29 protein-coding genes and 1 riboswitch are annotated in these 24,422 nt (G+C 51.1%); of the genes, 2 read left to right on the top strand and 27 right to left on the bottom strand.

What is annotated here, in order from left to right; translation table 11 throughout:
- Positions 1 to 35: 35 nt before the first annotated feature.
- Entirely contained in the window at positions 36 to 743 is a 708-nt protein-coding gene (locus BN2762_RS08270) for an AIM24 family protein (RefSeq protein WP_055106561.1), read from the top strand.
- 756 nt (positions 744 to 1,499) lie between these two features.
- Here BN2762_RS08270 and BN2762_RS08275 read toward each other — a convergent pair.
- From BN2762_RS08275 to BN2762_RS08405, 27 genes are all read right to left on the bottom strand, one after another.
- Complete coding sequence (locus BN2762_RS08275) at positions 1,500 to 1,766, bottom strand: rhodanese-like domain-containing protein (RefSeq protein WP_316246775.1); 267 nt, start codon at positions 1,764 to 1,766, stop codon at positions 1,500 to 1,502.
- 147 nt (positions 1,767 to 1,913) lie between these two features.
- A complete protein-coding gene (locus BN2762_RS08280) occupies positions 1,914 to 2,270 on the bottom strand; it encodes a rhodanese-like domain-containing protein (protein ID WP_055106563.1) in 357 nt (118 codons plus the stop codon).
- 113 nt (positions 2,271 to 2,383) lie between these two features.
- Positions 2,384 to 2,695 carry a rhodanese-like domain-containing protein gene (locus tag BN2762_RS08285; protein WP_055106564.1) on the bottom strand — a complete coding sequence of 104 codons (312 nt, stop codon included), beginning with the start codon at positions 2,693 to 2,695 and terminating at the stop codon, positions 2,384 to 2,386.
- A 41-nt stretch (positions 2,696 to 2,736) separates the two neighbouring features.
- Positions 2,737 to 3,003, bottom strand: a complete 267-nt coding sequence (locus BN2762_RS08290; protein ID WP_055106565.1) for a metal-sensitive transcriptional regulator — start codon at positions 3,001 to 3,003, stop codon at positions 2,737 to 2,739.
- Between the two features lie 155 nt (positions 3,004 to 3,158).
- The gene (locus BN2762_RS08295) at positions 3,159 to 3,962 is read right to left on the bottom strand and encodes a sulfite exporter TauE/SafE family protein (protein WP_055106566.1); all 804 of its coding nucleotides are present in this window, start codon (positions 3,960 to 3,962) and stop codon (positions 3,159 to 3,161) included.
- A gap of 323 nt (positions 3,963 to 4,285) precedes the next feature.
- The gene (locus BN2762_RS08300; protein WP_074048600.1) at positions 4,286 to 4,513 is read right to left on the bottom strand and encodes a sulfurtransferase TusA family protein; all 228 of its coding nucleotides are present in this window, start codon (positions 4,511 to 4,513) and stop codon (positions 4,286 to 4,288) included.
- 93 nt (positions 4,514 to 4,606) lie between these two features.
- The gene (locus tag BN2762_RS08305) at positions 4,607 to 5,758 is read right to left on the bottom strand and encodes an MBL fold metallo-hydrolase (RefSeq protein WP_055106567.1); all 1,152 of its coding nucleotides are present in this window, start codon (positions 5,756 to 5,758) and stop codon (positions 4,607 to 4,609) included.
- Positions 5,759 to 5,832: 74 nt separating this feature from the next.
- A complete protein-coding gene (locus BN2762_RS08310) occupies positions 5,833 to 6,228 on the bottom strand; it encodes a DsrE/DsrF/DrsH-like family protein (protein WP_019635219.1) in 396 nt (131 codons plus the stop codon).
- Positions 6,229 to 6,270: 42 nt separating this feature from the next.
- Positions 6,271 to 6,861, bottom strand: coding sequence for a sulfurtransferase TusA family protein (locus BN2762_RS08315; protein ID WP_055106568.1), 591 nt, complete (start codon positions 6,859 to 6,861; stop codon positions 6,271 to 6,273).
- A 245-nt stretch (positions 6,862 to 7,106) separates the two neighbouring features.
- Positions 7,107 to 8,324 (bottom strand): FAD-dependent oxidoreductase, encoded by a 1,218-nt coding sequence (locus BN2762_RS08320; protein WP_055109845.1) that lies wholly within the window; start codon positions 8,322 to 8,324, stop codon positions 7,107 to 7,109.
- A 31-nt stretch (positions 8,325 to 8,355) separates the two neighbouring features.
- On the bottom strand, positions 8,356 to 9,135 hold the full coding sequence (locus BN2762_RS08325) for a thiazole synthase (RefSeq protein ID WP_055106569.1): 780 nt from the start codon (positions 9,133 to 9,135) through the stop codon (positions 8,356 to 8,358).
- A gap of 4 nt (positions 9,136 to 9,139) precedes the next feature.
- Positions 9,140 to 9,355, bottom strand: a complete 216-nt coding sequence (thiS, locus tag BN2762_RS08330) for a sulfur carrier protein ThiS (RefSeq protein ID WP_055106570.1) — start codon at positions 9,353 to 9,355, stop codon at positions 9,140 to 9,142.
- On the bottom strand, positions 9,345 to 9,980 hold the full coding sequence (thiE, locus tag BN2762_RS08335) for a thiamine phosphate synthase (RefSeq protein ID WP_055106571.1): 636 nt from the start codon (positions 9,978 to 9,980) through the stop codon (positions 9,345 to 9,347). Before thiE ends, thiS begins: the two co-directional genes overlap by 11 nt.
- A gap of 76 nt (positions 9,981 to 10,056) precedes the next feature.
- A riboswitch (TPP riboswitch) is annotated at positions 10,057 to 10,166 on the bottom strand.
- Positions 10,167 to 10,253: 87 nt separating this feature from the next.
- Entirely contained in the window at positions 10,254 to 11,459 is a 1,206-nt protein-coding gene (locus tag BN2762_RS08340) for a TraB/GumN family protein (protein WP_055106572.1), read from the bottom strand.
- A gap of 51 nt (positions 11,460 to 11,510) precedes the next feature.
- Complete coding sequence (locus tag BN2762_RS08345; RefSeq protein WP_055106573.1) at positions 11,511 to 12,797, bottom strand: ABC transporter permease; 1,287 nt, start codon at positions 12,795 to 12,797, stop codon at positions 11,511 to 11,513.
- A complete protein-coding gene (locus BN2762_RS08350; RefSeq protein WP_055106574.1) occupies positions 12,790 to 13,695 on the bottom strand; it encodes an ABC transporter ATP-binding protein in 906 nt (301 codons plus the stop codon). The genes BN2762_RS08345 and BN2762_RS08350 overlap by 8 nt, the downstream gene beginning before the upstream one ends.
- A 52-nt stretch (positions 13,696 to 13,747) precedes the next feature.
- Complete coding sequence (locus tag BN2762_RS08355; RefSeq protein ID WP_055106575.1) at positions 13,748 to 14,644, bottom strand: ABC transporter ATP-binding protein; 897 nt, start codon at positions 14,642 to 14,644, stop codon at positions 13,748 to 13,750.
- Complete coding sequence (locus BN2762_RS08360; RefSeq protein WP_055106576.1) at positions 14,637 to 15,053, bottom strand: GntR family transcriptional regulator; 417 nt, start codon at positions 15,051 to 15,053, stop codon at positions 14,637 to 14,639. Before BN2762_RS08360 ends, BN2762_RS08355 begins: the two co-directional genes overlap by 8 nt.
- Positions 15,054 to 15,100: 47 nt before the next feature.
- Complete coding sequence (locus tag BN2762_RS08365) at positions 15,101 to 15,829, bottom strand: ABC-2 transporter permease (RefSeq protein ID WP_055106577.1); 729 nt, start codon at positions 15,827 to 15,829, stop codon at positions 15,101 to 15,103.
- A 213-nt stretch (positions 15,830 to 16,042) separates the two neighbouring features.
- Entirely contained in the window at positions 16,043 to 16,507 is a 465-nt protein-coding gene (locus BN2762_RS08370) for a DUF420 domain-containing protein (RefSeq protein WP_055106578.1), read from the bottom strand.
- A 27-nt stretch (positions 16,508 to 16,534) separates the two neighbouring features.
- Complete coding sequence (gene ctaG / locus BN2762_RS08375; RefSeq protein ID WP_055106579.1) at positions 16,535 to 17,461, bottom strand: cytochrome c oxidase assembly factor CtaG; 927 nt, start codon at positions 17,459 to 17,461, stop codon at positions 16,535 to 16,537.
- Between the two features lie 100 nt (positions 17,462 to 17,561).
- Entirely contained in the window at positions 17,562 to 17,882 is a 321-nt protein-coding gene (locus tag BN2762_RS08380; RefSeq protein WP_055106580.1) for a cytochrome C oxidase subunit IV family protein, read from the bottom strand.
- A 3-nt stretch (positions 17,883 to 17,885) separates the two neighbouring features.
- Entirely contained in the window at positions 17,886 to 18,512 is a 627-nt protein-coding gene (locus BN2762_RS08385) for a cytochrome c oxidase subunit 3 (protein ID WP_055106581.1), read from the bottom strand.
- Positions 18,509 to 20,359: a cytochrome c oxidase subunit I gene (gene ctaD, locus BN2762_RS08390; protein ID WP_187386586.1), complete on the bottom strand. Its 1,851-nt coding sequence runs from the start codon at positions 20,357 to 20,359 to the stop codon at positions 18,509 to 18,511. The genes BN2762_RS08385 and ctaD overlap by 4 nt, the downstream gene beginning before the upstream one ends.
- A gap of 83 nt (positions 20,360 to 20,442) precedes the next feature.
- Positions 20,443 to 21,501 (bottom strand): cytochrome c oxidase subunit II, encoded by a 1,059-nt coding sequence (coxB, locus tag BN2762_RS08395; RefSeq protein ID WP_055106583.1) that lies wholly within the window; start codon positions 21,499 to 21,501, stop codon positions 20,443 to 20,445.
- Between the two features lie 375 nt (positions 21,502 to 21,876).
- Complete coding sequence (gene map, locus BN2762_RS08400; protein WP_055106584.1) at positions 21,877 to 22,629, bottom strand: type I methionyl aminopeptidase; 753 nt, start codon at positions 22,627 to 22,629, stop codon at positions 21,877 to 21,879.
- Positions 22,630 to 22,818: 189 nt separating this feature from the next.
- Positions 22,819 to 23,016, bottom strand: coding sequence for a hypothetical protein (locus tag BN2762_RS08405; protein WP_055106585.1), 198 nt, complete (start codon positions 23,014 to 23,016; stop codon positions 22,819 to 22,821).
- Positions 23,017 to 23,383: 367 nt separating this feature from the next.
- On the opposite strand from BN2762_RS08405, the gene BN2762_RS08410 reads away from it, so the two are divergent.
- The gene (locus BN2762_RS08410) at positions 23,384 to 24,412 is read left to right on the top strand and encodes a serine hydrolase domain-containing protein (protein ID WP_074048601.1); all 1,029 of its coding nucleotides are present in this window, start codon (positions 23,384 to 23,386) and stop codon (positions 24,410 to 24,412) included.
- The last annotated feature ends 10 nt before the right edge of the window (positions 24,413 to 24,422 follow it).

Below are 24,422 nucleotides of genomic sequence, written 5' to 3' on the forward strand. Positions count from 1 at the left end.
TCGCGAGTGATTGAGGGAAGAAAGGGGGAATACGGTTGAACATTGAGTATAATAACGAATCCGCCCTGCTGGCTGGACAGGCCGTTACCTTTCATTTGCAAGACGGGGAGAGCGCCCATGTGCTGCATCCGGGGCAAATTGTCGCCTTTCGGGGAGCGAGCAGCCTCCGAAGCGACAAGCTGATGGACATGAAAGGAATGTACCGGAAACGCAAGCTGATCCGTGCAGATATCCAGGGCCCCTGCCAATTCGTAGCCTCCCTCCCTCCTTCTGTTACAATGAAGCCGATTGCGCTTACAGCGGGAAGCGATTTGCTGTACGATTTCAAGCATTTGTTTTTTTATACTGAAGGCGTGCAAATGGAAACCCGGATTCTGAGCATGAAAAACATGATGATCACCCGCGATGCAATCAAGATGAAATTCTCGGGGGAGGGCCTTATCGGAATCCTGACGCAAGGCCAGGTGCTGGAACTGCCGCTTGATCCCGTGGAGCCGGTCTACGTGGAGGCAGGCAGTGTCATCGCTTACCCAGAGAATGCCAAACTGGAGCTATCCGTTTACGGTAATCATCTCGCCAGCCAGCATATGCGGTACCAGTGGAAGATGACCGGGCGCGGCCATGTTCTTATCCAGGCCGGCTCTGGCAATCGCGAGCTGGAACGTGATTTGCAGAACGAAGACGGCATCGTGAAGCGCTTCTTGCGCGAGGCCATCCCCTTCGGCGGTGTCTTTATCAAGTAAGAGGCTCAGACGGACGGGTGAGCTGCTGTAGCAAGCTCTGGCCAAACCGGTCAATGGCTGTTCCGTACCGTCGTTTTTCCCTTGGGGCACTAGTTTCAGAGAGTTGTTCGTAAGCACTGAAGACGGAGTAAGTGCCGGGAACTAGGTACTGTTGATAAGAAACTGCGCAGACGCCGGGGATTGAGTAAATTTAGAAACTGTAGTAGCTCTACTGGAGTTACTGAGTATCGTTAGCGTGGTTTGAGTAACTGGAGTTGCTGAGAATCGTGAACGTGGTTTGAGTAACTAGAGTTGCTGAGCATCGTAAACGTGGGTTGAGTAACTAGAGTTGTTGAGAATCGTGAACGTGGTTGAGTAGCTGGAGTAACTGTTGCAGATGTAACTATAGTGGGAACGGTCTCTAGGTTACAGATGGGCTTTGCGAATACTAACGGACATGAGATTCGCTATTTGTGAGGAAATCCCCTTTTGACATAGCCTAACGGACAGAGAGGCACCTATTTGCCACAAACCTCCTCATTTCCACTCCATTTTAGCGATATAGCGGAACCTGTGTCCGTTGACCTTAGTTTTTTCTACTTTTTCGCGAAATAGCGGAACTACGGTCCGTTGGTCATCACAGACAGTTGTTTAACCCAACCCGGCCACTTTCGTTATCCATTCTGGCTCCCTAGATCCATTATTACCAGCAGAAACAAGACTAGGGAAGTCCCTGATCCGGGAAATCCCTAGTTCTCTTTACCACCATGCCGGCATTTACTTCGTGATCTTGCCACTCCAGGCGCTAATTCCGCCGGCAAGATGGAACAGTTTGCTGTAGCCGTTTTTACTAAGGATTCGAGCCGCGTTCTTGCTGCGCATCCCGCTCTGGCAATAGAGCAAGAGGTCCTTATCCTGCGGAATTTCACCAAGCCGCCCTTGCAGCTGAGAGAGCGGAATGTTCTTCGCGCCGGGAATATGTCCTCTTCTGTATTCGCCCGTTTCCCGGACATCGATGAGTACCGGGTCCCTAGAGCTCTGCATTTTGTTTCTGAACTGCTCCTCGCGGAGTGTCTTCAAACCGGGAGCAGGCCGTAAACGGGTATATGCGAACCAAACAACTAATAGAATGAATAAAATATTGATTAGTGTACCTGTCTCCATGATGGTTAACCACGCTTTCGCTGCTTATTACGCACAGAAGTGCCCACGGACAGCGTATATTCGCCGGAAGCCCCGGCTTTTTAAAAGGCGCGCCGCCCGCTTGCTCTTGATGTTGCTGTCTGAGAGAATCAGAATCGGCTCACTCGGGGACAGTTCGTTGCTCCACACGAAAGGAAGACGACCGATCGAAATGTTGATCGCCCCTTGTACGTGGCATTCCCGGTAGAACACCTCGTCCCGGACATCGAGCATCCTCATCTCTTCCGGCAGCTCAGATGGGTTATGCAGAATGTTGGCGTCGACATAGGCCAGTCCTTTTACAGGCAGCAAATTGCGAAGCAGCACGTATGCTAAACCGGCTATTATTAAACCAATAAGCCACATGAGCATTTCTTCCTCCCAAATTCTATTACTTAAAACTAAACTTGATATCCAATTTAAGGTTTAAAGCAATCCCGACTAACCCACTATCCTTCACTCGCCTAAAAACAGATAGCTTAGACCAGCTCATCTTCCCATGCCAGCAGCCCCCCAGCCATGTTGACGACATTGAAGCCCTTCTCCTCCAGCAGCTCGCAGGCTAGTCCACTTCGGTTGCCGCTGCGGCAAATCACGATAAGCTCCTCATCCGCATCCAGTTCACTCAGTCTCTCCAAGACTTGCCCAAGCGGAATATGCTTCGCTCCTTCAATATGGCCTGCCGCCCATTCTTCCGGTTCACGGACGTCCAGCATCTTGACTGCCTCGCCCTTCTTCAAACGTGCGGATAGCTCTTGCGGCGAAATTTCCTTGCTTACTCGTCCTGCCATCGTAATCTCTCTCCTGTCTATTTTAAAAAGTGTCTGAATTATTATCGGCTTTTGACCAGCAGCTCGATCGCTTCCTTCACGACTTTATCGGTGTTCCCGCCTGCCGATTGCTCCTCCAGAATGCACTGCTGCAAATTTTCGGCTACGATTTGGGCGATAGCCCGATCCGACGCATTGCGTACCGCTGACAGCTGGCTTACCACTTCCTTGCAGGATTTCCCTTCATCCATCAAACGCAGAACTCCCCGCACTTGTCCTTCTATTCTTCTCAGGCGCCGTTTTAAATCCTCGTTATAATTGTAGTCCATTAGGGTTCACTCCATTTCATTCACTTAACCTATACACCTAAGGGTATATTATTCGAAAATAACAGCCAGCGCAATCTTCAACCGCAATCCAGCTGAGGAAATAACCCCCATAAACCATTCAGCAAATAGCAAATGAAATAATGTGAGTTCAAGCCTTACAATATCGACATCCACACCTTAATGGCGGTCAATGCAATTAAAACAATAAGCCCGTACCGCAAGTATTTCACGTTCATTCTCGCGCTAAGCCACGAGCCGAGCGGTGCGCCAAGCAGGCTGCCGATGACGGTGAACAGCGTGGCTTCCCAAGGGATATCCGCCGTGGTCAACTTGCCGGCTACTCCGCCAATGGCGGAGATGAACACGATGGCGAGCGAAGTAGCAATCGTAGTACGGGTCGGTATCCTCATGACCGTGAGCATGACAGGAATTAGAATAAATGCACCCCCGGCACCGACAATCCCTGAGACGATACCGACCAGGAACGCAATCATGACGGCGAAAGCCCAATTGAAGGCAAGGGATTGGTCCGCTTGCTCCTCGTCTTGCCCTTTGCTGGGAATCAGCATCAGGATGACGGCTATAATCGCCAGGACGCCGTAAATGATATTAATGGTCTTCCCGTTAAGATATCCAGAGACAAGTCCCCCGGCAAGGCTGCCGAATAAAATCCCTGTTCCCATATATATAACAAGGCCCTTATGAATTACGGCCGCTTGCGCCGCTTGATGGTTATTGGCCCTAAGATAGGCCAGCACGCCGGCCAGCGAGGCGAAGAACACCTGGAACATGCTGATCGAAGAAACTTCCTGTCCCGTAAAATGCGCAACGCCAAACGCCGAGGGGACGAAGAGCAACAACGGAAAGGAGACGATCGCTCCGCCTATGCCGAGCAGCCCAGAGAAGAAGGAGCCGATCAATCCGAGCAGCAGCATAACGATAAATAACTGAATATCCATAGCTCCCTCCTTTCAATCGCTTAACTACAAGCCGTCACCAATTTTTATGTCTGTACGAATTGAAAATAAAAAGCTATACTTAAAACCAAGTAAACTCATGCGAAAAAGGTGATCTCGTATGCTAAACACGCTTCGCGCCCTCTTCACCGAACGCTGTCCCCATTGCCAGAGAATTATGCAATCGCAGCAAGACAGCCTGCGCGTGCTGAAGTTCTGTCCTCAGGGCCACTATAAAGAAGAAACTTACGCCAGCCTTGGCGTTCGCATTGTCTACGATCTGAAATAAGCGAACAGCGGATAAAAGCCGTGTTCGCTTGTTTCTTTTAATTTTTTTTCACCAGAAAGGTATATACGCCGTCCTTCTCCGAATGCTTCAGCAGCTCGTGGTTCGTTTGCTTGACCCAAGCCTGAAAATCACTTAGGGAGCCTTTGTCCGTAGATATGACCTCCATAATTTCACCGGACTTCAGCTCATCCAGCGCCTTCTTCGCTTTTACAATGGGCATGGGACACATTAGTCCTGTTGTATCAACTTTCTTGCTGGTTTCCACTGGTTCATTTCCTCCTTAAGTCTAATAATTGTGTAATTCATTATGATTTTATTCACTAGCCCAGTCGAGGCCCATTTAAGGCCCTTCCGAGACTTATTTATCGTGAACGGCGCAGCGATTTGGACCGATCTCCATTTGGCCCTGCCGCTCCTCATCCGGGTCTATTCTGCCCATATTGGTCTGCCGAATTTCCTGATAGGAGTTGGGATGCTCCGGTAAATTCTCACTGACCATCCGTCTGAAATCAGCTTCGGCAGAGATTTGCAGGCCGGGATTGTGCTTGTAAAGATCGCCAAGCCGGGCAAAGACGGCCCCGCCTTCTCCAAGTTCTGTTATCTTGCCAAAATGAGCCGGAAGCACGATCAATTCATGGGGCAGCGATTTATAACGGTCGTACAAGGTCGTATATAAATCTCCGACCCAATCCTCAGCTTTGCCGGCCAGATCCGGGCGTCCGATGGATTCAACGAATAGAATGTCGCCGGTCAGCAAATATCGGTTATCAACGATAAAGGAGGTACTGCCGATCGTGTGTCCTGGAGAATACACCGGTTGAATTTCGATGCTGGTATTTCCTACGGTAATGACGTTTCCTTCCTCTAGTTTCTCGTAATCGAACGTGACTTCCTCCGCGTCCTTAGGCGGGAGCCAGTACGTTCCTCCCGTTTGCTCCGCCAGCTTTCGGCCGCCGGAAATATGATCGGCATGAAGGTGCGTATCCAGCGTGTGCTTGATCACTGCCCCCTGCTCTGCGGCAAAGCGATGGAACACGTCCGTCATTCTCACCGCATCTATAACTGCGGCTTCTCCTTCGGAAATGATCATGTAGGACAGGCAGCCTTTACCGATCCGTACGAATTGGTATAAGGAGCCTCCATCCTTAAGCCTGCCGATCAGCACAGGCTCCAAATGCTCGCTCCATGCTTTCATACCGCCTTCCAAATAATACACGCTGCTCCTTCCCGCTTCGACAAGCTGCCCGCCCACGAATTTCGAGGAGCCTTCCTTGGCACATACAACGAGAACATCTCCATCCTTCGGCAGCCGTTCTAGGGCAGCATCCACGCCCTCCAGCAAATCAAAATAAGGAATGTTGATCAGCTCAATGCCCTCCCCTTCGATTTGCCAATCGGCTGCGTCGCTATCGTTGCGGACATCGAGAATGAATAATGGTTCCTTGCTCAGAACCCGCCGGGTCAACTCGCCGGCTGTCATTTTTTGCAATGGTGAAGCTGCTGCTGACATTCGAGTCATCCCCTTTCAAAAAACTGAATCGTTATCTAATGATCAGATTCGGGTCATGAATCCATTCGCTGTGCTTAAAAGGACAAGGACACATTTGCATCCTTCGCAAAATCGAGAAACGTTACAGCCCCTCCGACTTCAATGCCGTCGACGAAATCTTCTTTAGCCAGGTTCATGACATCCATCGTCATCTGGCAGGCGATCAATTTCACGCCCAGCTCCTGAGCCATGCTTACTAATTCCGGAATAGATGGAACGTTGGCATTCTTGAAGCCTTCCGCAAAATGTTCCTTCCCGGCCGGAAGCGGCAATTGCTGGTGACCCTGCTTGTGGATCAGATTCAGCCCTTCAAATGTGAAAAAGATGGCTACCTCAGCCTCCGTGGCTGCCGATGCGGTGGCGATATTAAATACTTTGTACGCGTCAAATAATCCGCCGTTGCTTGCAATAATGGCTACTTTTGTTGTCATCATAATACCTCCATGAATTAGTTGATTTAAAAAACTCTACTCTTACTTCTCAACCGCCTGTTCCAGAGGCCCGCTCCACTCTGACATCCCTGGTGTCACGTTCCTCACCCGCTTGAAGCCTTTATCGGCAAGCAGTTGACAAGCAAGATCGCTGCGGCTGCCAGTTCGGCATACAACATAGATTTCCTCCTCCGGGTTCAGCTCGTTCGCCCGCTGCTCCAGTTCCCCTAAAGGAATGGAGTTGGCGCCAGGAATGCAGCCATAGGCATATTCCGCAGGCTCACGCACATCAAGGATCGTAATGGGCCTCTTCGCTGCGATTCTGGCCTGCAAATCCTCATTCGAAGCGACATAGGGGTGCTTCTGCTCTGCTTTGATCTCGTCGGGTCGCGATTTGCGAAGATAATGCTTCAACACGCCATCCTCTTCAATCGTCCCAAGATATTGATGGCCGGTATTTTTGGCCCACCCTTGAATATCAGCGAGCGAGCCCCGATCCGTGGCCTGAACCTCGATCACCTGGCCGGGATTCATTTCATCCATCGCTTTCTTGGTTTTTACTATGGGCAAAGGACACGAAAGTCCTTTGCAATCTAACGTTTCATCGACTTGAAGTTTTTGTGGTGCGGACATTTCGATTCCTCCTTCTCATCATGGATTGATATCCTTCTAGACTGCCCAGCGTAAAATTATTTATCGGTTATATACATATACCCCTATGGGTATTAATCTTAAAGCAGAGCACTCCTCTTGTCAACATAGATTATCAATTTCTCGCGCTGGTAATGGTTTCCGCACCAAAAAAACCTCTTTCTGCGAAAGACGATGGCGTCTGCAAAAAGAGGTTTTTTTGGGGCCTTGCTTCGATTATAGCTGCTTTACCGCAGAACCATATGGCTAAATCTTTCCGGCGCAAATGCCGGATAATAGCTCGGCAATTCAAGGCCATCGATGACATCCGCAACAATTTTGGCCGTCACCGGGCTGAGCAGAATCCCGTTGCGGTAATGGCCGGCTGCAAAAACAATTTGTTCCGACGCTTCCAGCGCCCCCAGCAAAGGTCTGCCATCCTGGGTGGACGGACGCAATCCCGCCCATCGGTGGAACGGAATTTCCCTTTCCAAAGAAGGAAACAGCCGTTTGTTCCATTTGCGCAAACGGTCTATGCCCTTCTCCGTTACTGAGGTATCGAATCCCGCCACATCCTCGGATGCGCCGCATACGACGGTGCCGTTATCTTTGGCTACTACATATCCTTGGTTATTGAATACCATACCCCTAACCGTATGCTCTGCATTATGGTAAGCACATATTTGTCCGCGGATTGGATAAATCGGAAGGGGCAGCGCAATCGTCCCGGAGAGCTCCTGAGCCCACGCCCCGGAGCATACCACCAAGCGCTCTGCCCGAAATTCACGGCCATCCTTGGACCTCACGGCGATCTCACGGCTCGGAGTTTGCGCTTGATCTCGCTGCGGCTCCTGCCCCATCCCCTGTCCATGCTGCTGCAGTGCAGCCTGCGCGCCGCCCGGCTGAACCCGGTGCCAATCAACAATGCTCACGCTTTCCAAGTTCTCGATGATACGCACTCCCGTGTTCCGGCACGCCTGCTCTAACGCCTGCACATAATGAGGCGCATAGATGTGGCTTTCCTCCGGCGTATGCAGCGCGGCCTTAACCTCGCTGGAGATTCCCGGCTCGATCCGCCGAAGCTCTTCCCCCTCGACAATACTGCCGGAGGAGCCGAATGCCCGCTGCCACAGCAGCCTGCCCTCCAGGGCCAAAATATCCGCCTCATGGTATACCGCATAAAGGCTGCCGGAGTTCGTATATTCAAAGTCCTGCCCCGACACATGCCGGATCTCCGCTTGCCAGGCCGGATAGAGCCGCAGGCTGTCCACACAGAGATGAAAGAATTCGTCCGGCTCCTCCAAATTCTCAGAATAAGGCGCCAGCATGCCCGCAGCAGCCCCCGAGGCTTGCCCGCCGCATTGGCCGATCTCCAGCAAGGTTACGCTATGCCCCCGCTTCCGCAATTCAAAAGCGCAGGATAATCCAATAACTCCCCCGCCCATAATTACTATATTCTGCATTATACTATCGCTCCCAGCCCCCATTTTCATCGGGCTACTTCAAAATGAATTCCTCCAGGCCGCTGCTGGCGGAAGCGTACTTCTTCCGGGCAATTCGCCCGGATAGGTAGGCAAGGCGCCCCGCTTCTATCGCGTGCTTCATCGCACAAGCCATCATGACCGGATCCTTCGCCTTGGCTACCGGAGTGTTCATAAGCACCCCGTCTACGCCTAGTTCCATCGCTTTCGTCACGTCACTTGCCGTCCCCAGCCCGGCATCCACGATAACGGGCACGCCCGCTTCCTCTACAATCAGGCCTAAATTGTAAGGATTCAATATGCCGAGCCCGGTGCCGATCGGCGCTGCTCCCGGCATAATTGCAGCAGCCCCGGCTTCTTCAAGCCGGCGGCAGATGACCGGATCGTCCGAAATATAAGGAAGCACCGTAAATCCTTCTTTGACCAGCATTTCCGTCGCCCTAAGCGTCTCAATCGGGTCGGGCAGCAGTGTCTTCGCGTCCGCGCTGATCTCAACCTTGATCCAGTCGCTGAGGCCGGAGGCTCTAGCAAGCCGCGCAATCCGGACCGCTTCCTCGGCCGTGCTTGCGCCTGATGTGTTCGGCAAATATTGAAAAGCGTCATCCTCGATATGCTGCAATATGGAATCATCCTCTACCGCGTCCAAATTGACGCGCCGAATGGCGAACGTAAGCACTTCAGCGCCGGACGCCTTGATCGCTTCCTTCTGGACGAATGGATTAGGGAACAACCCGGTGCCAATAAAAAAACGCGACGCCAGCGAGCGCCCTCCAATGCGCAAAGTATCGTTATTCATCCGCTTAACCCCCTCCCACAAAATGAACCAGCTCGATGATCATCCCGGAAGCTACGGCTTTATCCGACCACTGCTCGGGAGTCAAAATCACGCCATCCGCCTCTACAATAATCGGCTTGCCCTTCAAGCCGAAATGGGCGATCACATCCAGGACGGTGTCCGCCTCCAGGCTGTGCTTAACCCCATTCACCTTCAGTTCAACGCTGTGCTTATTTCTCATGATTCGCTCCCCCTTGCTCCAGCTTGCGAATAAAAGCTTCGCAGGTCCCTCTGACGTCCGGGCTTCCCACAATTTCGGTCACCGCACAAATCCGCCTTGCCCCGGCGGCAATCACTTCATCCACATTGTGCAGCTTAATGCCGCCAATCGCCACAAAAGGAATGCGAATGCTCGCCGCTACCTCGCGAACGTAAGAAAGCGTCACAGGCTCCGCATCGGCTTTGGTGGCTGTAGCGTATACCGGACCGACGCCGATATAGTCCGCCCCCTGCTGCTCAGCCAGCAGCGCTTCCTCTATAGCATGTGTGGAAATGCCGATGATTCTGTCCCCAACGAGCCTCCTCGCTGTAGAGAGCGGTACGTCGCCCTGACCCAAATGCACGCCGTCGGCATCTACCTCGAGCGCAATATCGATATAATCGTTGACGATAAAAGGAACATCGTACCTCCGGGTCAGCTCGCGAAGCACCTTCGCCTTCTTCAGCACAGCCGCCTGGTCACTGTGCTTGTCCCGAAGCTGCACAATGTCGGCGCCGCCAAGAATCGCTTCCTCCATAACGCTTGCAAGATCTCTTCCCGGATGGCTTCTCTCATCGGTAATGGCATACAAACGAAAATCTCTCATCTGTCTAACTCTACCTCCGTTTTGTATTCGCCGGCCGTTCAAGACATAAAAAAGCCATTCGAGAATACACGAATGGCCTTAAATTCGATATGTTCTCTACGCCAGCATTACCTGGATCAGATTAACGGTCAGGAACATCAGGTTCCAATCTCAGCCGGACTTCATCCAGCACCCGCACTCCATATTCAGTTATTTCAACTATAACTTACCTCGACTTTCTTCGCAAGTTAGACCGTTGTCATTGGTTAGCAAACTAAGGGGGAAGAACAACTATTATTTGCGGACGACCGAGTAACCCTTATCCTTAAGCAATTGAATGACTCCATCCCCGCCCAGGTAATGTGCCGCGCCAACTACGATAAAGTACTCAGCTCTCTCCTCGCTTGTCAGGTAACCCTCGATTTTATCAGCCATAGCGATATTTCGATCGGTCAGCATCGCTTGTCTATACTCCGGATCGGCCGACATACTGTTGGTGAACTCAAGCAATTTCTGGTCATCCCCTGATTTCCATGTGTTGGCCATCTCATCTACGTAAGTATCAAGCACATCAAAATGATCTAATGCCGCATTCAAATTCTTCTCCTGCAGCTCCTTGGAGAAGCCATTGAACATGCTCAGCTGAGACTCGTAGGATTCCAGCTCCAGAACCGGCATTTTGCGCTCCATGGCTTTCTGGATGAAGTACAGATCGATTCCCGCAGCCGCTTCATATCCTGCATTCATTGACTTAAGAGTACTGATAGTCGTCTCGACTACCCAAGGCTTATAAGCGTCAAAAGCGTTAGGCTCCATTCCGTTTTGCTTCAGAAAAGCTTCAACCTTCGCATACGTCTCCTTGGAGACGTGATCCTTCAGTGTAGTACCGTCCTGATATATCCCCAGATCCATGATCAATTGCTGCTGCTCTTCATCTACCGCCTTGCTGAGATCAATCTCTACTCCCAGATAATCGGCTTCAGCGAAGGCATCCTCGAACTCGGGGCGCAGTGGATAAAAGCTGTCGTCCGCAATATGCATCGAGCCTACCAGATACACCGTATTCCCGTCATTCTCGACTTCCCATAGGAAGCCCCGAGCGCCTTCCCCGGTTGCTTTAGAGACAAGAAGCACGGTGCGGGATTGCTGATCCCAATGGACCTCGTAGCCCGCGGCTTCCCCAACGATTCTAATGGGAGCATATGTTACGCCGTTAATGAGCTTGGTCTTGCTGTTCAGCGTAATCTCCTTCCCGCCAATTACCGCATGAATGGCACCCTCTTGCACATCCTTGAGTTGAATATCCATCGCCTGGAGCGCTGCTCTTAGCGGCACCATCGTTGTTCCCTGATCTACAACCGGTGAGTTCGCTGCAAATTCCACGTTCTGGTTATTGATCTTTACTGCCGGCTGTTGTGGAGCAGCTGCAGCAGGAACTGCTGATGCGAGCAAGCCTCCAGAAATTAAAAGTGATAAGAGCGATCTTTTCCAATTTTTCATGTTATGTTCTCCCCTGTGTACATTTAAATAGTTTTATGTTAATTCCCACGATTAAATCTTGTAGGCCTTCATTGCCTTGCGCAGCTCCTTCAGCGTCGGACGCTTCCCGTACAGCAGAACGCCCGTGCGGTAAATCTTGGCGGCCAGCCAGCTGAAGAAGACGATAGCAGCGATAAGAATCAGCAGAGACAGCCCTACCTCCAGCAGAGCTGCATCCCCTGCGCCATACCGCAGCAGAATCGTGACCGGAGACACGAACGGGATGTAGGAGCACACCTTAAGCAGCAGGGAATTCGGAGACGATAAGCTAAACATCGCCACATAGAAAGCTGCCAGAGAAAGCATCGTGATCGGCATTACCGCCTGGCCAAGATCCTCCGTGCGGCTGACAATGGAGCCCACCGCTGCATACAAAGTTGCATAGAGGAAATAGCCGAGAATATAGAAGATAAGACCAATAATCAGAATGGATAGATCCATTTGCGATAAATCCAATTCGAATTCCGCCAAGGATGCCTGATTATACGGCAATGCAAGGTTAGCGGCAACTACGGCGATAAATATGATGATCTGGAGCAGACCGATCAGGAACATTCCTAGAATTTTGCCAAACATCTGCGCAAGCGGCGAAACACTCGTTATCAGAATTTCCATAATCCGCGAGCTTTTTTCCGAAGTGACCTCCGCCGCAATCATATTGCCCGTCATCATGTTCGTCATGAAGAACAGGATGATAAGGGCGTATACGATAACGTAATTGATGATAGCCGTCTTCGTGCTGCTCCCCGGCCCGGCCGCCCCCGCACCCGCTTGGTCAGTCTTCAACTCTTCAATGACAACCGGCGCGCTAATCGCAGCAATTTGCTCTTCCGTAAGGGCGCTTCCTTTAGTCACATATTGCATTTTCGCATTCTCAAGGGCAGGCTGAAGCGCCGATTGGAGTGTCCAATCCAGGCTGTCCTTCTTGGAGGTATAAATGACCTTCGGAAATTGCAGGCCAACAGCCTCGCCGAACTCCAGATACCCCTGGATTGTTCCGTTCTCCAGATCGTTGACGAGCGCCTGTTCATTGGCCTGCTCATACCGGACGAATGTAATTTTAGCCCCCGGCTGCTGATCGACAAATGCTTCAATGGACTCCGCAATTTCAGGCTGGTTGCCGTAGACAAGGCCGATTTGAGTGCCCGTGCCTTCATTTCCCGAGAACAACTGAATCAGGTATGGCACATGGATGCCTATGGACAACAGGATGGCAAAAATAACAGTCGTCACAACAAATGATTTCGTCTTGACCTTGTTGGCGAAGGTGAAGCTAATGATCGGCAGAAGTTTATTCATGAGACTCACCTACCTCTTTGATAAAGATTTGGTTCAGCGTTGGCTCCTTGATTTCAAAATGCTCAACCACGCTGTCCTCCATCGCCCGGCGCAAAATATGCTGAGCGGCTGATACCTCGGATATCCGGATGGAATAGCCGCGCTCGCGGCGGTCTATCCGCTCTACGCCAGGAATGGCTTCAAGCCCGGTGACTTCCCCCGTAGTATGAAGAAGAACTTCCTCACGCGGATAACGCTTCTTGATGTCCTGAATATTTCCTTGCAGTACCGTATTGGAGCGCTGCAGAATCGTAATATTGCTGCACAGCTCCTCCACATGCTCCATCCGGTGGGTCGAGAACAGGATGCTCGTTCCTTCATCCCGCAGCTCCTTGACGGTGGCTTTGAGCAGCTCTACATTAACCGGATCGAGCCCGCTAAAGGCCTCGTCCAGGATCAGGATTTTGGGCTTGTGCACGACAGCGGCAATGAAGCCCATTTTCTGCTGATTTCCCTTGGAGAGCTCTTCAATTTTTTTATTGTAATAGTCGGGCACCTCGAAGCGTTCAAGCCAGTAACGCAGACTCTTATCCGCCTCCTGGGCAGACATCCCTTTTAGGCGTGCCAAGTAAATGATCTGGTCACTGACCTTTATTTTCGGATATAAGCCCCGTTCTTCTGGCAAATAGCCCATCTTCTGCTGCAATTCACTGCTGTACCCTTGCCCATGGTATAGAATCCGTCCATCGTCGGGATAAATTAATCCGAGCACCATCCGCATCGTTGTCGTCTTTCCGGCGCCATTGCCGCCAAGCAGCCCATAGATTTCCCCTTCCTCTACCTGCAGGGAAATGCCATTTACGGCCGTTTTATCTCCAAACTGCTTCGTAACCTGCTCCAATACTAATGGTTTAACCATCCTTCAGCCTCCCTTTCAATGTTCTTCCGGTTTAGCAAATCAATGAATATGATTAACAATTCGGCTGATACCCCTCAATCCACAATTCAAGCACCTCTTCCAGCTCAAGGGCCCGGCTTCGCATGACCTGAAGGTCCTTGAACTGCTGCAGTTCGCTAATAAAAGCCTCATCCCGCACGAGCAATTTATGAATGGAGGCTTCGTTCTCTTCGCACCGGATCAGCTCAGGCCTGTCCTTAAGCCCCGCGAAATCGCCGCGGACCCACACCTCATAGCAGCTGCCATAGAGCAGGTCCTTCTCCGCCATGCCCAGCACCTTCCCCTTATGCACCAGTACGATGTAATCGGCAAGCCGCTTGATCTCCTCGACGATGTGCGTCGCCATGATCATCGTGACATCCTCCCCGGTCATGCACTCCTGAAGCTCCTCGATCATATCCTTCCAGGCAAAAGGATCCAACCCGGAGGATAGCTCATCAAGCACGAGCAGCTTCGGGTTAGCCGCAAGGGCGGCAGCCACCTCGAATTTGCGGCGCTCTCCTTTGGACATGCGGTTTAGCCGCTCATTGCGGGGTACATCAAAGCGTGTCATCAGCCGTTCGAACCGCTTCTGATCCCAGGAAGGATACCAGTAAGCCCGAAAGCTCGCAGCCTGCTCCGCTGTCTGATAGTTCTCCTCCATGGCTGTATTCTCCGGCACATAAGCTATTTTGCTTTTGATATCCAGCGGCAAGTCATCAGAGCCTTCCCTGCCAAACCACTTGATCTCCCCTTCATCCGGAATAAGGCTCTGGGTTAGCATATGGAGAATCGTGCTTTTGCCTGAACCGTTAGAACCGACTAATGCGACAATGTATCCCTGGGGGATTTGAAGATTGACCGGGCCGACTACCCTGCGCTGCCTTTTCTTGACGACGTTCTTAAGCTCCAGTGCCAACGTTTCATTCATCCCTATTCCCCTCTCTGGTCACAGATCTGTATTTGACTTGGATGATTTCCAGGACAAGTGCCTCTAGCTCTTCCTTGCTGTATTGAACGGACAAGCCGACATCTACGGCTGCTTCCACGGCTTCTTGTACGACCATCCTCCGGTATTCACTCCTCTCGCTCTGTCCGACCCGTGCTACAAAGGTGCCGGTTCCCTGCTTGGTAAGCAGCAGACCTTCGTTCTCCAGGTCCTGATACACCCTGCGCACTGTAATTACGCTGCACTTCAGGCTGCTAGCAAATTCCCGAATAGAGGGCAGGAGCGTCCCCTCTTGAATCTGCCCGCTTACGATCAGCGAGCGAAGCTGCGTCTCAATTTGATAATATAACGGCTCCGCGCTGTTCTCATTAATTTGAATGGGAATCCACACCTTTCCTCTCTCACCTCCGGCTTATCCTTATTCAGCACCGTCTACAATCAAATCAAGTCTCTCCTGCCAAGCTTGCTTAAGGTTATCTTGCTGAATATGGCCAGGGAAGCTCCCCCGAGAACCAGCGAACCCCACATAGAGGGGGATAGCAGCGAATATCGGCGGGACTGCTCAAGTGTGAATGCGAGCATGCTGCCATCCAGCCAGTGAACCAGGAAGGCCATCGCGCCTGCAATCAGCATGACAAGAGAACCGATCCAGAAATATCTGCGCCCCTCGCTGAGAAATTCAAAGTAAATAAATATTCCGTTAATAAGCAGCGCATAACCGCTCCAGGTCAGGGCGAGAGCCAGCAGCTCGTCGATATGGCCGAGCGGCCCATCTCCTGCGATCCCCGTAAACAAATAAAGAGCCGGATAAAATACGATGCCGTTAAACAACATTGCGGTAAACAATTGGATGAATCGTCCCCTCAGGATCGTGATCAGCTGGATCGGAAGAGTCCGGTAATATTGAAGCATCCGCGTATAGGAATCTTCCTTGATATAACTAAAGGATCTTCTGGAAAAGTAGAAGCCGGTAACAGGCAGCAGGGTCAGCAGCATGAAGTCCGCCATCGGATTCATAAATACTCCCGCCTTGCCTGATGAATCAGTAAATACGCTGATTGCGACAGCTAAATAAACCATGAAGATAACGTTCCAGATCAAGTACAGCCGGTCCAGCCTTATATCTCTCTTAAAAATAACCCATGCGTCTTTCCAGTTGTTGTTCAAGCAACTCAACCTTCCTTCGCGAATACGGACACATTCAGTCAGAATACGATTCGCTATGCTTTTGCCTAGTGTTAATATGTGTGTGCTTACTGTATATATCATTATATACAGTATACACGCCCATATTTTATGCTGTCAATCCTTTTCACAAAAAAAAGACCTCCATCCAAGGCGTTTTGCCGCCCAAGATAAAGGTCTTGCGGAGTACTTCTTCTATGTGCCTAGCAGAACATCCCATACCGGCTTCGTATGGCCCCCTGGATACAGCACGTACAATAGAACATAGACAGCTACCCCGGTAATGGCCGTGAAGAACCAGATGATCGATGTAACCCTGCCCCATTTGCGATGCTTGGCATATTTCTCCTTGAAGCCTAAGATCAGGGTAGTTATACCGAACACAGCAGCAACCGTCGCCAGAACAATGTGGAAAATAAGGAACGTCTGGTAATACGGCTTCAAATCCGCCGGTCCGCCCCAAGACGTATTGCCGATAAAGGCCGTACGTGACGTATAGATGATAAAGAAAATAATTGCCGCGACCGCTGCCGCGATCATCGTCTTCTTATGGGCTTCTCTCTTGCCCTTAATGATCAGTCCCCAGCCGATCGCTACCAGTACGGCGCTAATGACGATAAAAGACGTGCTTAGCGTAGGGAATAGGGTGAACAGATCCATTTCCATCCTCCAATTGTCTTATTAATCTTACACCTGATTGAGTTCATGCGGAGGCACGTCTGCGATAAGCTCATCCTCTGCATCCTCTTTATTCTCTTGCCGATACCATTGAAAAAATACATAAGCCAGCATCGACGCGAAAATAGCCTCCTGTATAAATTTCATCAATATACCGCCCACCTGCTGATCCACCCGGGTCTCCAGAAAGCCGAAAAATTCCGGGCCGCCGAATTGGCTAAGCAGGGCAGACGGATCGCCCCCGGGAACGCAGTAACCCATCGCCTTGGCCCACACATTCGGATCGCTGTACGTAGCGTAAAGCGGCTCGCTGGCAAAGATGATCAGACCGCAGGCAGGCGTCAGCAGAACCATGTTCAGAAAGATGAAGCCAAGCTTCTTCAAGCCCTGAGGGGTTGCACGTTCCGGAACCGGACTGACGAACGTCCACCACATCAGAACCGCTGCAATGAACAGGATCACATAATACAGGCGGTGGACTCCGAAATTAAGCATAACATAATCATGAACCACAGGGAGGTGGTAGATTGAGAACAATCCGTTAAATAAGACAGCAGAGACAACGGGATGAACCATGATTCCCAGCTTCCTGACCGGAGTCCGCTCCAGGAAGTTTACGATCGAGCGCCAAATCCATGGTGGTATACCTAGCATGATAAGCGGCGGAGCAACGATATATGACAAGGCCATACTCAGCATGTGGAAGCTGAACATCGTATGCCCCAGCAAATTGACGGGTCCACCCTGAGCCAGGTGCAGCAAGAACATGCCCGTAACGAACATCACCTTACGGCCGGCCGATGTCGGCTCGCTCTGAGGAAACCTCTCGCTAAGCGGTCCGACAAGCAAGAAATAGCCGGCTGTAATGAACAGCATGAATGACATCAAAACGGGACTCCAAACATCACTAAAGCTAAAATATTGTAATCCCAGCAATTTGAAAACTCCCTCCGCCGCTTGGAAATCTGTCCAAATTGTGAACTGACCCCGTAATATACAAAAGAGGGGGCTTACAGGCAAGCCCGCCTCTTAGGTTTTACCACCACATCCAGTAAAGTGCCGCGATAATGCACAGCCCGGCGACAAAAAATCCTCCGGCCATGAATATGATCGGGATCATATGTCCCTTATCCTTCAAGTGCATCCAATACCCAAGCTGCACGAGCACTTGGAGAACCGCCATCGCTACAAGCAGCATCACCGTGAACGCCGTATTCACTCCCCCGGCCGCAACCGTTGCAAATGCAATCGCAGTCAGTACGATCGAGAATATGAAAGCCACAACGTGCTTCTGCGGACCCTCATGGCGGTGACGATGCTTCACCACTGAACCTTCATTGTTATGCTGATTCACCATCGTTTAGCCTACCACCTTTCCGAGCAGGTAAACAACCGTAAAGACAAATACCCACACAACGTCAACAAAGTGCCAGTACATAGCCGATACATATACCTTCGGCGCAGTAACCACCGTCAGTCCCTTTTTCGCTACTTGGAAAATCAAAAGCGAAATCCAGCAAATCCCGAAAATAACGTGTGCCCCGTGGAAGCCGACAAGCGTATAAAACGAGGAACTGAAGGCGCTAGTCGTCATGCCGTATCCATAATGGACAACATATTCATAAAACTCATAGATCTCCAAACATAAGAAGCCGAGACCAAGCACTACGGTAACCGTCAGCCATGTCAAGAGGGATTTCTTGTTCCCTCTGTGCATCGCCTGAATCGCAAATACGCTCGTCAAGCTGCTGACCAGGAGGATCAGCGTAGCCGCAGCCGTAATCGGCAGGCTGAACAGCTCGGAGGCTGACGGGCCGTCAGCCACTTGATTCCGAAGCGTCAGGAAAGTCGCAAATAGCGTACCGAACAGAACTGCCTCTCCTGCAAGGAAGAGCCAGAAGCCCATAATTTTATTGCGTCCTTCCAGCGTTGCCTTCTCAGGTTCATGGGGTAACTTATTTGTAGCTTGCTCTGCATGAGTGGTCATGCTTCTACCCCCTTCCCACCCTGTTCTTCTGGTTCAATATGCCATCCCGGATCGTCATTCAAGGAATGAACGATCATCGAGCCAAAGGTAATAGCCAAACCGATAATAACTACAATGTAGTTGTTGAACATAAAGTTCAAGAAGCTGTTGCCGAAATCATCGGTTGTAAACATGAAGCCAAGACCTGCGATGAACAGACCCACGGACATGACAAACGGAATGATCGTAGGCGAAGGCATATGAATCGAGCCGACCGGTTCGGCAGGCGTCATCTCTTTATTGCCAGCCATCTTCTCCTTCCAGAAGGCATCAAGGCCGCGCACAAGCGGAAGCTGCTTGAAGTTATACTCTGGCGGAGGCGAAGGAATAGCCCACTCCAATGTCCGGCCGTCTCCCCAAGGATCGTTCTCCACGCCAGACGGCTTTCTTGCTGTAACGAAAACGTTGATTAAGAATACGATAACCCCTACACCCATCAAGAATGCGCCAATCGTGCTGAGCACGTTCATCATATCGAAGCCTTGATTCGGCAGATATGTATATACACGGCGCTGCATTCCGATCAGACCCAGGAAATGCTGCAGGAAGAAGGTCAAGTGGAACCCGATAATAAACGTCCAGAATTCAATTTTTCCAAGCGTTTCGTTCAATACCCGACCGAACATCTTAGGCCACCAGTAATGCAGGCCAGAGAACAATCCGAGAACAAGTCCGCCTACGATAACGTAGTGGAAATGCGCTACAACGAAATAAGTATCATGGAACTGGTAGTCTGCCGGCGCAGAGCCGAGCATAACCCCGGTTACCCCGCCCATAACGAAGGTTGGGATAAAGCCGACCGCAAACAAATTAGCTGTTGTAAACGTAATTTGTCCGCCCCACATCGTGAACAGCCAGTTAAAAATCTTAATCCCGGTCGGAACAGCGATCAGCATCGTCGCAATGGCGAACAACGCATTCGCTACCGGACCCATACCTGTTGTGAACATATGGTGCGCCCAAACCATGAAGCCCAGGAAGGCGATCAGGATGGTCGCGAATACCATGGAGCTGTATCCGAACAGGCGTTTGCGCGAGAACGTACTCACGACTTCGGAGATAATACCGAATGCAGGCAGGATCAGGATATAAACCTCAGGGTGCCCGAAGATCCAGAAGATATGCTGCCATAGAACCGGGTTACCCCCGCCTGCAACGTTAAAGAAGTTAGCTCCCAAAATCCGGTCGAAGCTGAGAAGCACGAGGCCGACCGTAATTGCCGGGAAAGCGAACAGAATCATCGCCGATGTAACGAAGGTCGTCCAGGTAAACATCGGCATACGCATGAAGGACATGCCCGGCGCACGCATCGTGATGATCGTAGCCAGGAAGTTAATCCCCCCTATGAGCGTACCAAGACCGGCAATCTGCAGGCCGATCGTATAAAAGTCGACGCCGTGCGTCGTACTGTAAGTCGTCGAAGACAACGGTGCATACGCCGTCCATCCTCCGTCCGGTGCGCCCCCCATGAACCAGCTGAGGTTAAGCAGCAATCCCCCGAACAGGAATGTCCAGAAGCCGAGCGAGTTGAGGAACGGGAACGCGACGTCGCGAGCCCCGATTTGAAGCGGAATAACCGCGTTCATGATCGCAAAGATAATCGGCATTACACCAAGGAAAATCATTGTCGTTCCGTGCATCGTGATCAACTCGTTAAACTGCTGAGCGGTCACGAACGTATTCATTGGCTTCCATAGCTGGACACGAATCAAAAGCGCTTCGATCCCGCCTATGCCAAAGAAGAAGCCCCCTGCAACCAAATACAGAATGGCTATTTTCTTGTGGTCAACCGTAGTCAACCAATCCATCAAACCCTTGTGCCGCTTGACACTGTGAGCGTGAGCCAAGGTTTGTACCCCCTTTAAATTCCTGTGCATCAATGCCGTCTGAATTAGTACTCCAACTTGACGTTAGCCAAATACTCCGCAATTCCTTCAATTTCTTCATCCGTCAGTCCAAGGTCTTCCTTCGGAGAAGGCATGTGGTTACCTGGCTTGACTTCTTGCGGGTTGGTCAGCCATTCGATCAAATTGTCTTTGACCGGCTTGCCCGGGAACGGTTTGTTCGAGCCCTCTTCGTTAATGAGAATGCCCGCGACCGTCTCGCGGTTCCCGATCCCCGTCAAGTTCGGTCCCATCGGTCCGCCTTGGTCACCTACCGCATGGCAGCTTAGACATTGCGTCTTGAACACTTCCGCAAGAGCAGGGTCCTGGATCGGTTCGACCGGCTGCTTAATCGCAGCTACCCAATTATCGAACGATTCCTGGCTTACCGCCTTCACCTTGAATTCCATCAGGGCGTGGGACGGGCCGCACAGCTCCGCACACTTCCCAAGGTAAACGCCTTCTTTCTCGGCCTCGAGCCAAGCTGTGTTGATCGTACCTTCAGTATTCGTATCCGTCTTGCCTCCGAGCGAAGGCACCCAGAAGGAGTGGATGACGTCTGCCGTTTTCAGTTGAAACGCGATTTTCTTGTTCGTAGGAATAATCAAATCCTGGGCCGTAGTAATGTCATAATCCGGATAATTGAACTCCCACCAGAACAGATGCGAGGTTACCTTTACCCGAATGGCATCCTTGTCCTCCCAATAATTCTCACCGTAAGCGAACACTTTCTGAACCGTCGCTATCGCAAGGATGAGAACCAGAACAAGCGGGATCCCTGTCCAGATAATCTCCAGAAGGTGGTTGCCCTCCACTTGCTTCGGCATCCCCTTATCCCCTGGCTTGCGACGGAATTTAATAATTACATAGGCCGCAATGCCGAATACAATTACGAGCACCGAGAACATGATCGTAATCGACAGCTTCATCAAATCAAACTGTCCTTGTGCTACCGGGCCTTGTGGTCTGAGTGCAGACAAGTCTTCGCGACCGCAAGCGGACAGCAAGAGCGTCAGCCCAACAAACAAAGGAACAAGCCTTTTCCCAGCCTTCCACCGTTTCATCATTGATCTACCCCACTTTTACGTATTCTTCCGATGATTACAGGCCTTCTCCCTTGCCCGGGGAAAACTTACCTGCCCTAGCACGGAAACTGCAATCCTGTCAATTAAAACAATCACTTATTAAATATAAGAGTGAACCCCTCTTTTGTCAATGAGATCAAGGGAGTTCACAAATTGTTCAAATGTCTGAAAAAGCCCGCCGCAGAAGGGTTTGCGAGCGTTTCCACTCTCCTGGACACCCTTGCGCCCTGTTTCCTTATCGCTAGACTGCGAGAAGCGTTTCCCGTTTTGCCCTCGGCCAAATCATTTTGAACCATTTTCGACATTTCAGCGAAATTATTGTCACATTTACGCGAAAAAAAGGACCTGTCGTCCTCCTTACAGGGAAGTAAGGACGAGAGGACCCTTTTTCGTTATGGCCAGCGTATGCTCATAATGTGCGCCCAAGCTTCCATCGGCGCTGCGGATGGTCCAGCCGTCGTCCTCCCAGAGAACGGCGCCCGTGTCGCCGGAGGTGAAGATCGGCTCGATGGTGATGACCATCCCCTCCCGCAAGACCGGTCCGGTTCGCGAGCGCCCGAAATTCGGGACATCCGGCGGCTCGTGCATGGATCGGCCGATGCCGTGCCCAATCAGCGGCTTCACGATGCCGACGCCCGCTTCTCTCGCTATGCCCTGAACTGCGGAGCTGATATCTCCGACGCGGTTTCCTGGAACGGCCTGGGCGATGCCCTTCTCCAGCGCTTGATGGGTAACGGACAGCAGCCTGTCGGCCTCTTCGCTAACCGCCCCGATCCGATAGGACCACGCCGAGTCGGCCAGCCAGCCGTCCTTGTTCACGACGATGTCGATCGTTACGATATCCCCGCTTCTCAGCTGGCGATCATTAGGAAATCCGTGGCATACAATGTCGTTCACTGAGGCGCAGGTCGCAAACGGATAGCCCCGATATCCCTTCTGCTCCGGCGAAGCCTTTCTGGCGGCCAGGTACTGCTCCACCCATTCGTCGATTTCCAGCGTCGTCATTCCCGGGCCGATACGGCCTGCCAGCTCGCCGTGGCACTCGGCAAGGATTTTGCCAGCCTCGCGGATCTTCAATATTTCTTCCTGCGTCTTCAAGATGATTTTCAAATTTTATGGTCTCCTCTCAAGAGCTTTAACACCCCGTTAATACCGTTGATATAATATATGTAAGAACGAGCAGAAAAAAACCGCCCTGCCGCATTACGCTGCAGAACGGATATCCATTGTTCCTTACTATTGAACGACTACAGATGTTATCGCTCGAACAGCTACAGTTCTTATCGCCCGCCGGGAGCGTTAAGACACGGATGAGTTGACCGAGTTCAGCTTGCCCATCTCATGCTCAACCAAGTCCGTTAATTCTTCTTCGTAGCCGCCCATGATGCGATATTTCCGGACGTATTCCTTTACGAATTTTTTGGGGTCTTTAGGCTTAAATATCCGGGTCATCTCCAGCAGACTTTCCTTTACTTCATTGTGACCTTTCGTTGCCATACATATTCCCTCCCAGAACGCTTGTAATTAATTGCTCCGATTTCGAGAACGCCGAAAAGTGATCTTGTTATCATGAAGTTGCGTAGCTGCATTCGCCTTCTCGGCAGGCACCTGACACTAATACATACCCATAGAAATTCCCGTTTAATCAAGCGTGCTAGCATATGTTGCCTAGTCTTAAGGACAGTCGCAAACTTGATGGAATAACCTCCTATCTCTTATATTGTAACATATTCAGCTCAGGCTTACAGCTTTCTTCCATACGCACACTTTTTTACAAAATAAAAAACAGCTCTCAGCGCAATTATTGCCCTGTCCGAATTCTGGTTACAATACATATATAAGATTGAGATAGGGAGGAAATAACATGCAGTTTATACGCAGCAGCATTCCCGCAGTTTCTGCCGCTTCGCCACCCGCTGCCTCACTTCGTTCTTCCCCTGCTCAGAGCAAGGAGGATCTGGAGCTGCTTCATGCCGCAGATGAAGAAATTGGCAGGCGATTTCCTAAAATGAACAGCTTCGTGGTGACCCGGCAAGAAACCATACTGATCGAGCGTTATTATAACGGGCTGGATCTACATGAGCTTCATGATTTAAGATCCGCAACCAAGTCAATCCTCTCCATCCTGCTGGGAGTCGCCAGTTACCGGGGAGAGCTTCCCCCGCTGGATGCGCCCTTTGCAAGCTCCCTCCGGCAATATGCCGGCCGGAATCTGGATCCGCTCTGGGAGCAGCTGACCCTGCGGCATTTGTTAACGATGACTACTGGATTTTGTTGGAAGACAGGTGCTAAAATGGGGGAAGCTTTCATACATCGCTTGCATCAAAGCCGGAGCTGGATAAAATATATTCTTCATCTCCCCATCGAGAAGCATAATATCGGCACGTTCCAATACTGTAGTGTAGACAGCCATCTCCTCTCGATCCTGTTGACAGAATGGACAGGGCTGAGCGCCGCGGATTATGCGGAGAAGTATTTATTCGGTCCGCTGGGGATTCAGAATTACGTATGGAAAGCCAGTCCCGAGGGCCATTCCATGGGCCATATCGGGCTTCATTTAACCGCGCTGGACATGGCGAAGCTTGGCCTCCTCTGCCTGCAGCGCGGCATTTGGGAAGGTGAGTGCCTTCTCGCTGCAGAGTGGCTGAAGCGCTCGATGACGCCCTTGTCTGCGGAGATTCCCGGTTACGGCCGATACGGGGAGCATTGGTGGACGGCCAAAGTAAACGGAGTTCCATACGCTTACGCCCATGGCCATGGAGGGCAGCAGATCAACGTGATTCCTTCCCTCGATGCCGTTGTCGTATTCACGGCGGCGAGCGATTTAAACCGCTGGAAAAATCCCAGGCCGCTGCTGGAAAAATACATCATGCCTGCATTGAAGCACAGCTAACCGCAATAAC

The sequence above is a fragment of the Paenibacillus ihumii genome (assembly GCF_001403875.1).
In the GTDB taxonomy this organism is placed as follows: Bacteria; Bacillota; Bacilli; order Paenibacillales; family Paenibacillaceae; genus Fontibacillus; species Fontibacillus ihumii.

Coding starts and splice junctions, on each gene's coding strand:
- BN2762_RS08275 (WP_316246775.1), bottom strand. CDS start 1,766: ATGCAGAGCTCTAGGGACCCGGTACTCATCGATGTCCGGGAAACGGGC.
- BN2762_RS08280 (WP_055106563.1), bottom strand. CDS start 2,270: ATGTGGCTTATTGGTTTAATAATAGCCGGTTTAGCATACGTGCTGCTT.
- BN2762_RS08285 (WP_055106564.1), bottom strand. CDS start 2,695: ATGGCAGGACGAGTAAGCAAGGAAATTTCGCCGCAAGAGCTATCCGCA.
- BN2762_RS08290 (WP_055106565.1), bottom strand. CDS start 3,003: ATGGACTACAATTATAACGAGGATTTAAAACGGCGCCTGAGAAGAATA.
- BN2762_RS08295 (WP_055106566.1), bottom strand. CDS start 3,962: ATGGATATTCAGTTATTTATCGTTATGCTGCTGCTCGGATTGATCGGC.
- BN2762_RS08305 (WP_055106567.1), bottom strand. CDS start 5,758: ATGTCAGCAGCAGCTTCACCATTGCAAAAAATGACAGCCGGCGAGTTG.
- BN2762_RS08310 (WP_019635219.1), bottom strand. CDS start 6,228: ATGACAACAAAAGTAGCCATTATTGCAAGCAACGGCGGATTATTTGAC.
- BN2762_RS08315 (WP_055106568.1), bottom strand. CDS start 6,861: ATGTCCGCACCACAAAAACTTCAAGTCGATGAAACGTTAGATTGCAAA.
- BN2762_RS08325 (WP_055106569.1), bottom strand. CDS start 9,135: ATGAATAACGATACTTTGCGCATTGGAGGGCGCTCGCTGGCGTCGCGT.
- thiS (WP_055106570.1), bottom strand. CDS start 9,355: ATGAGAAATAAGCACAGCGTTGAACTGAAGGTGAATGGGGTTAAGCAC.
- thiE (WP_055106571.1), bottom strand. CDS start 9,980: ATGAGAGATTTTCGTTTGTATGCCATTACCGATGAGAGAAGCCATCCG.
- BN2762_RS08340 (WP_055106572.1), bottom strand. CDS start 11,459: ATGAAAAATTGGAAAAGATCGCTCTTATCACTTTTAATTTCTGGAGGC.
- BN2762_RS08345 (WP_055106573.1), bottom strand. CDS start 12,797: ATGAATAAACTTCTGCCGATCATTAGCTTCACCTTCGCCAACAAGGTC.
- BN2762_RS08350 (WP_055106574.1), bottom strand. CDS start 13,695: ATGGTTAAACCATTAGTATTGGAGCAGGTTACGAAGCAGTTTGGAGAT.
- BN2762_RS08355 (WP_055106575.1), bottom strand. CDS start 14,644: ATGAATGAAACGTTGGCACTGGAGCTTAAGAACGTCGTCAAGAAAAGG.
- BN2762_RS08370 (WP_055106578.1), bottom strand. CDS start 16,507: ATGGATCTGTTCACCCTATTCCCTACGCTAAGCACGTCTTTTATCGTC.
- BN2762_RS08380 (WP_055106580.1), bottom strand. CDS start 17,882: ATGGTGAATCAGCATAACAATGAAGGTTCAGTGGTGAAGCATCGTCAC.
- BN2762_RS08385 (WP_055106581.1), bottom strand. CDS start 18,512: ATGACCACTCATGCAGAGCAAGCTACAAATAAGTTACCCCATGAACCT.
- ctaD (WP_187386586.1), bottom strand. CDS start 20,359: ATGGATTGGTTGACTACGGTTGACCACAAGAAAATAGCCATTCTGTAT.
- coxB (WP_055106583.1), bottom strand. CDS start 21,501: ATGATGAAACGGTGGAAGGCTGGGAAAAGGCTTGTTCCTTTGTTTGTT.
- BN2762_RS08405 (WP_055106585.1), bottom strand. CDS start 23,016: ATGGCAACGAAAGGTCACAATGAAGTAAAGGAAAGTCTGCTGGAGATG.
- BN2762_RS08410 (WP_074048601.1), top strand. CDS start 23,384: ATGCAGTTTATACGCAGCAGCATTCCCGCAGTTTCTGCCGCTTCGCCA.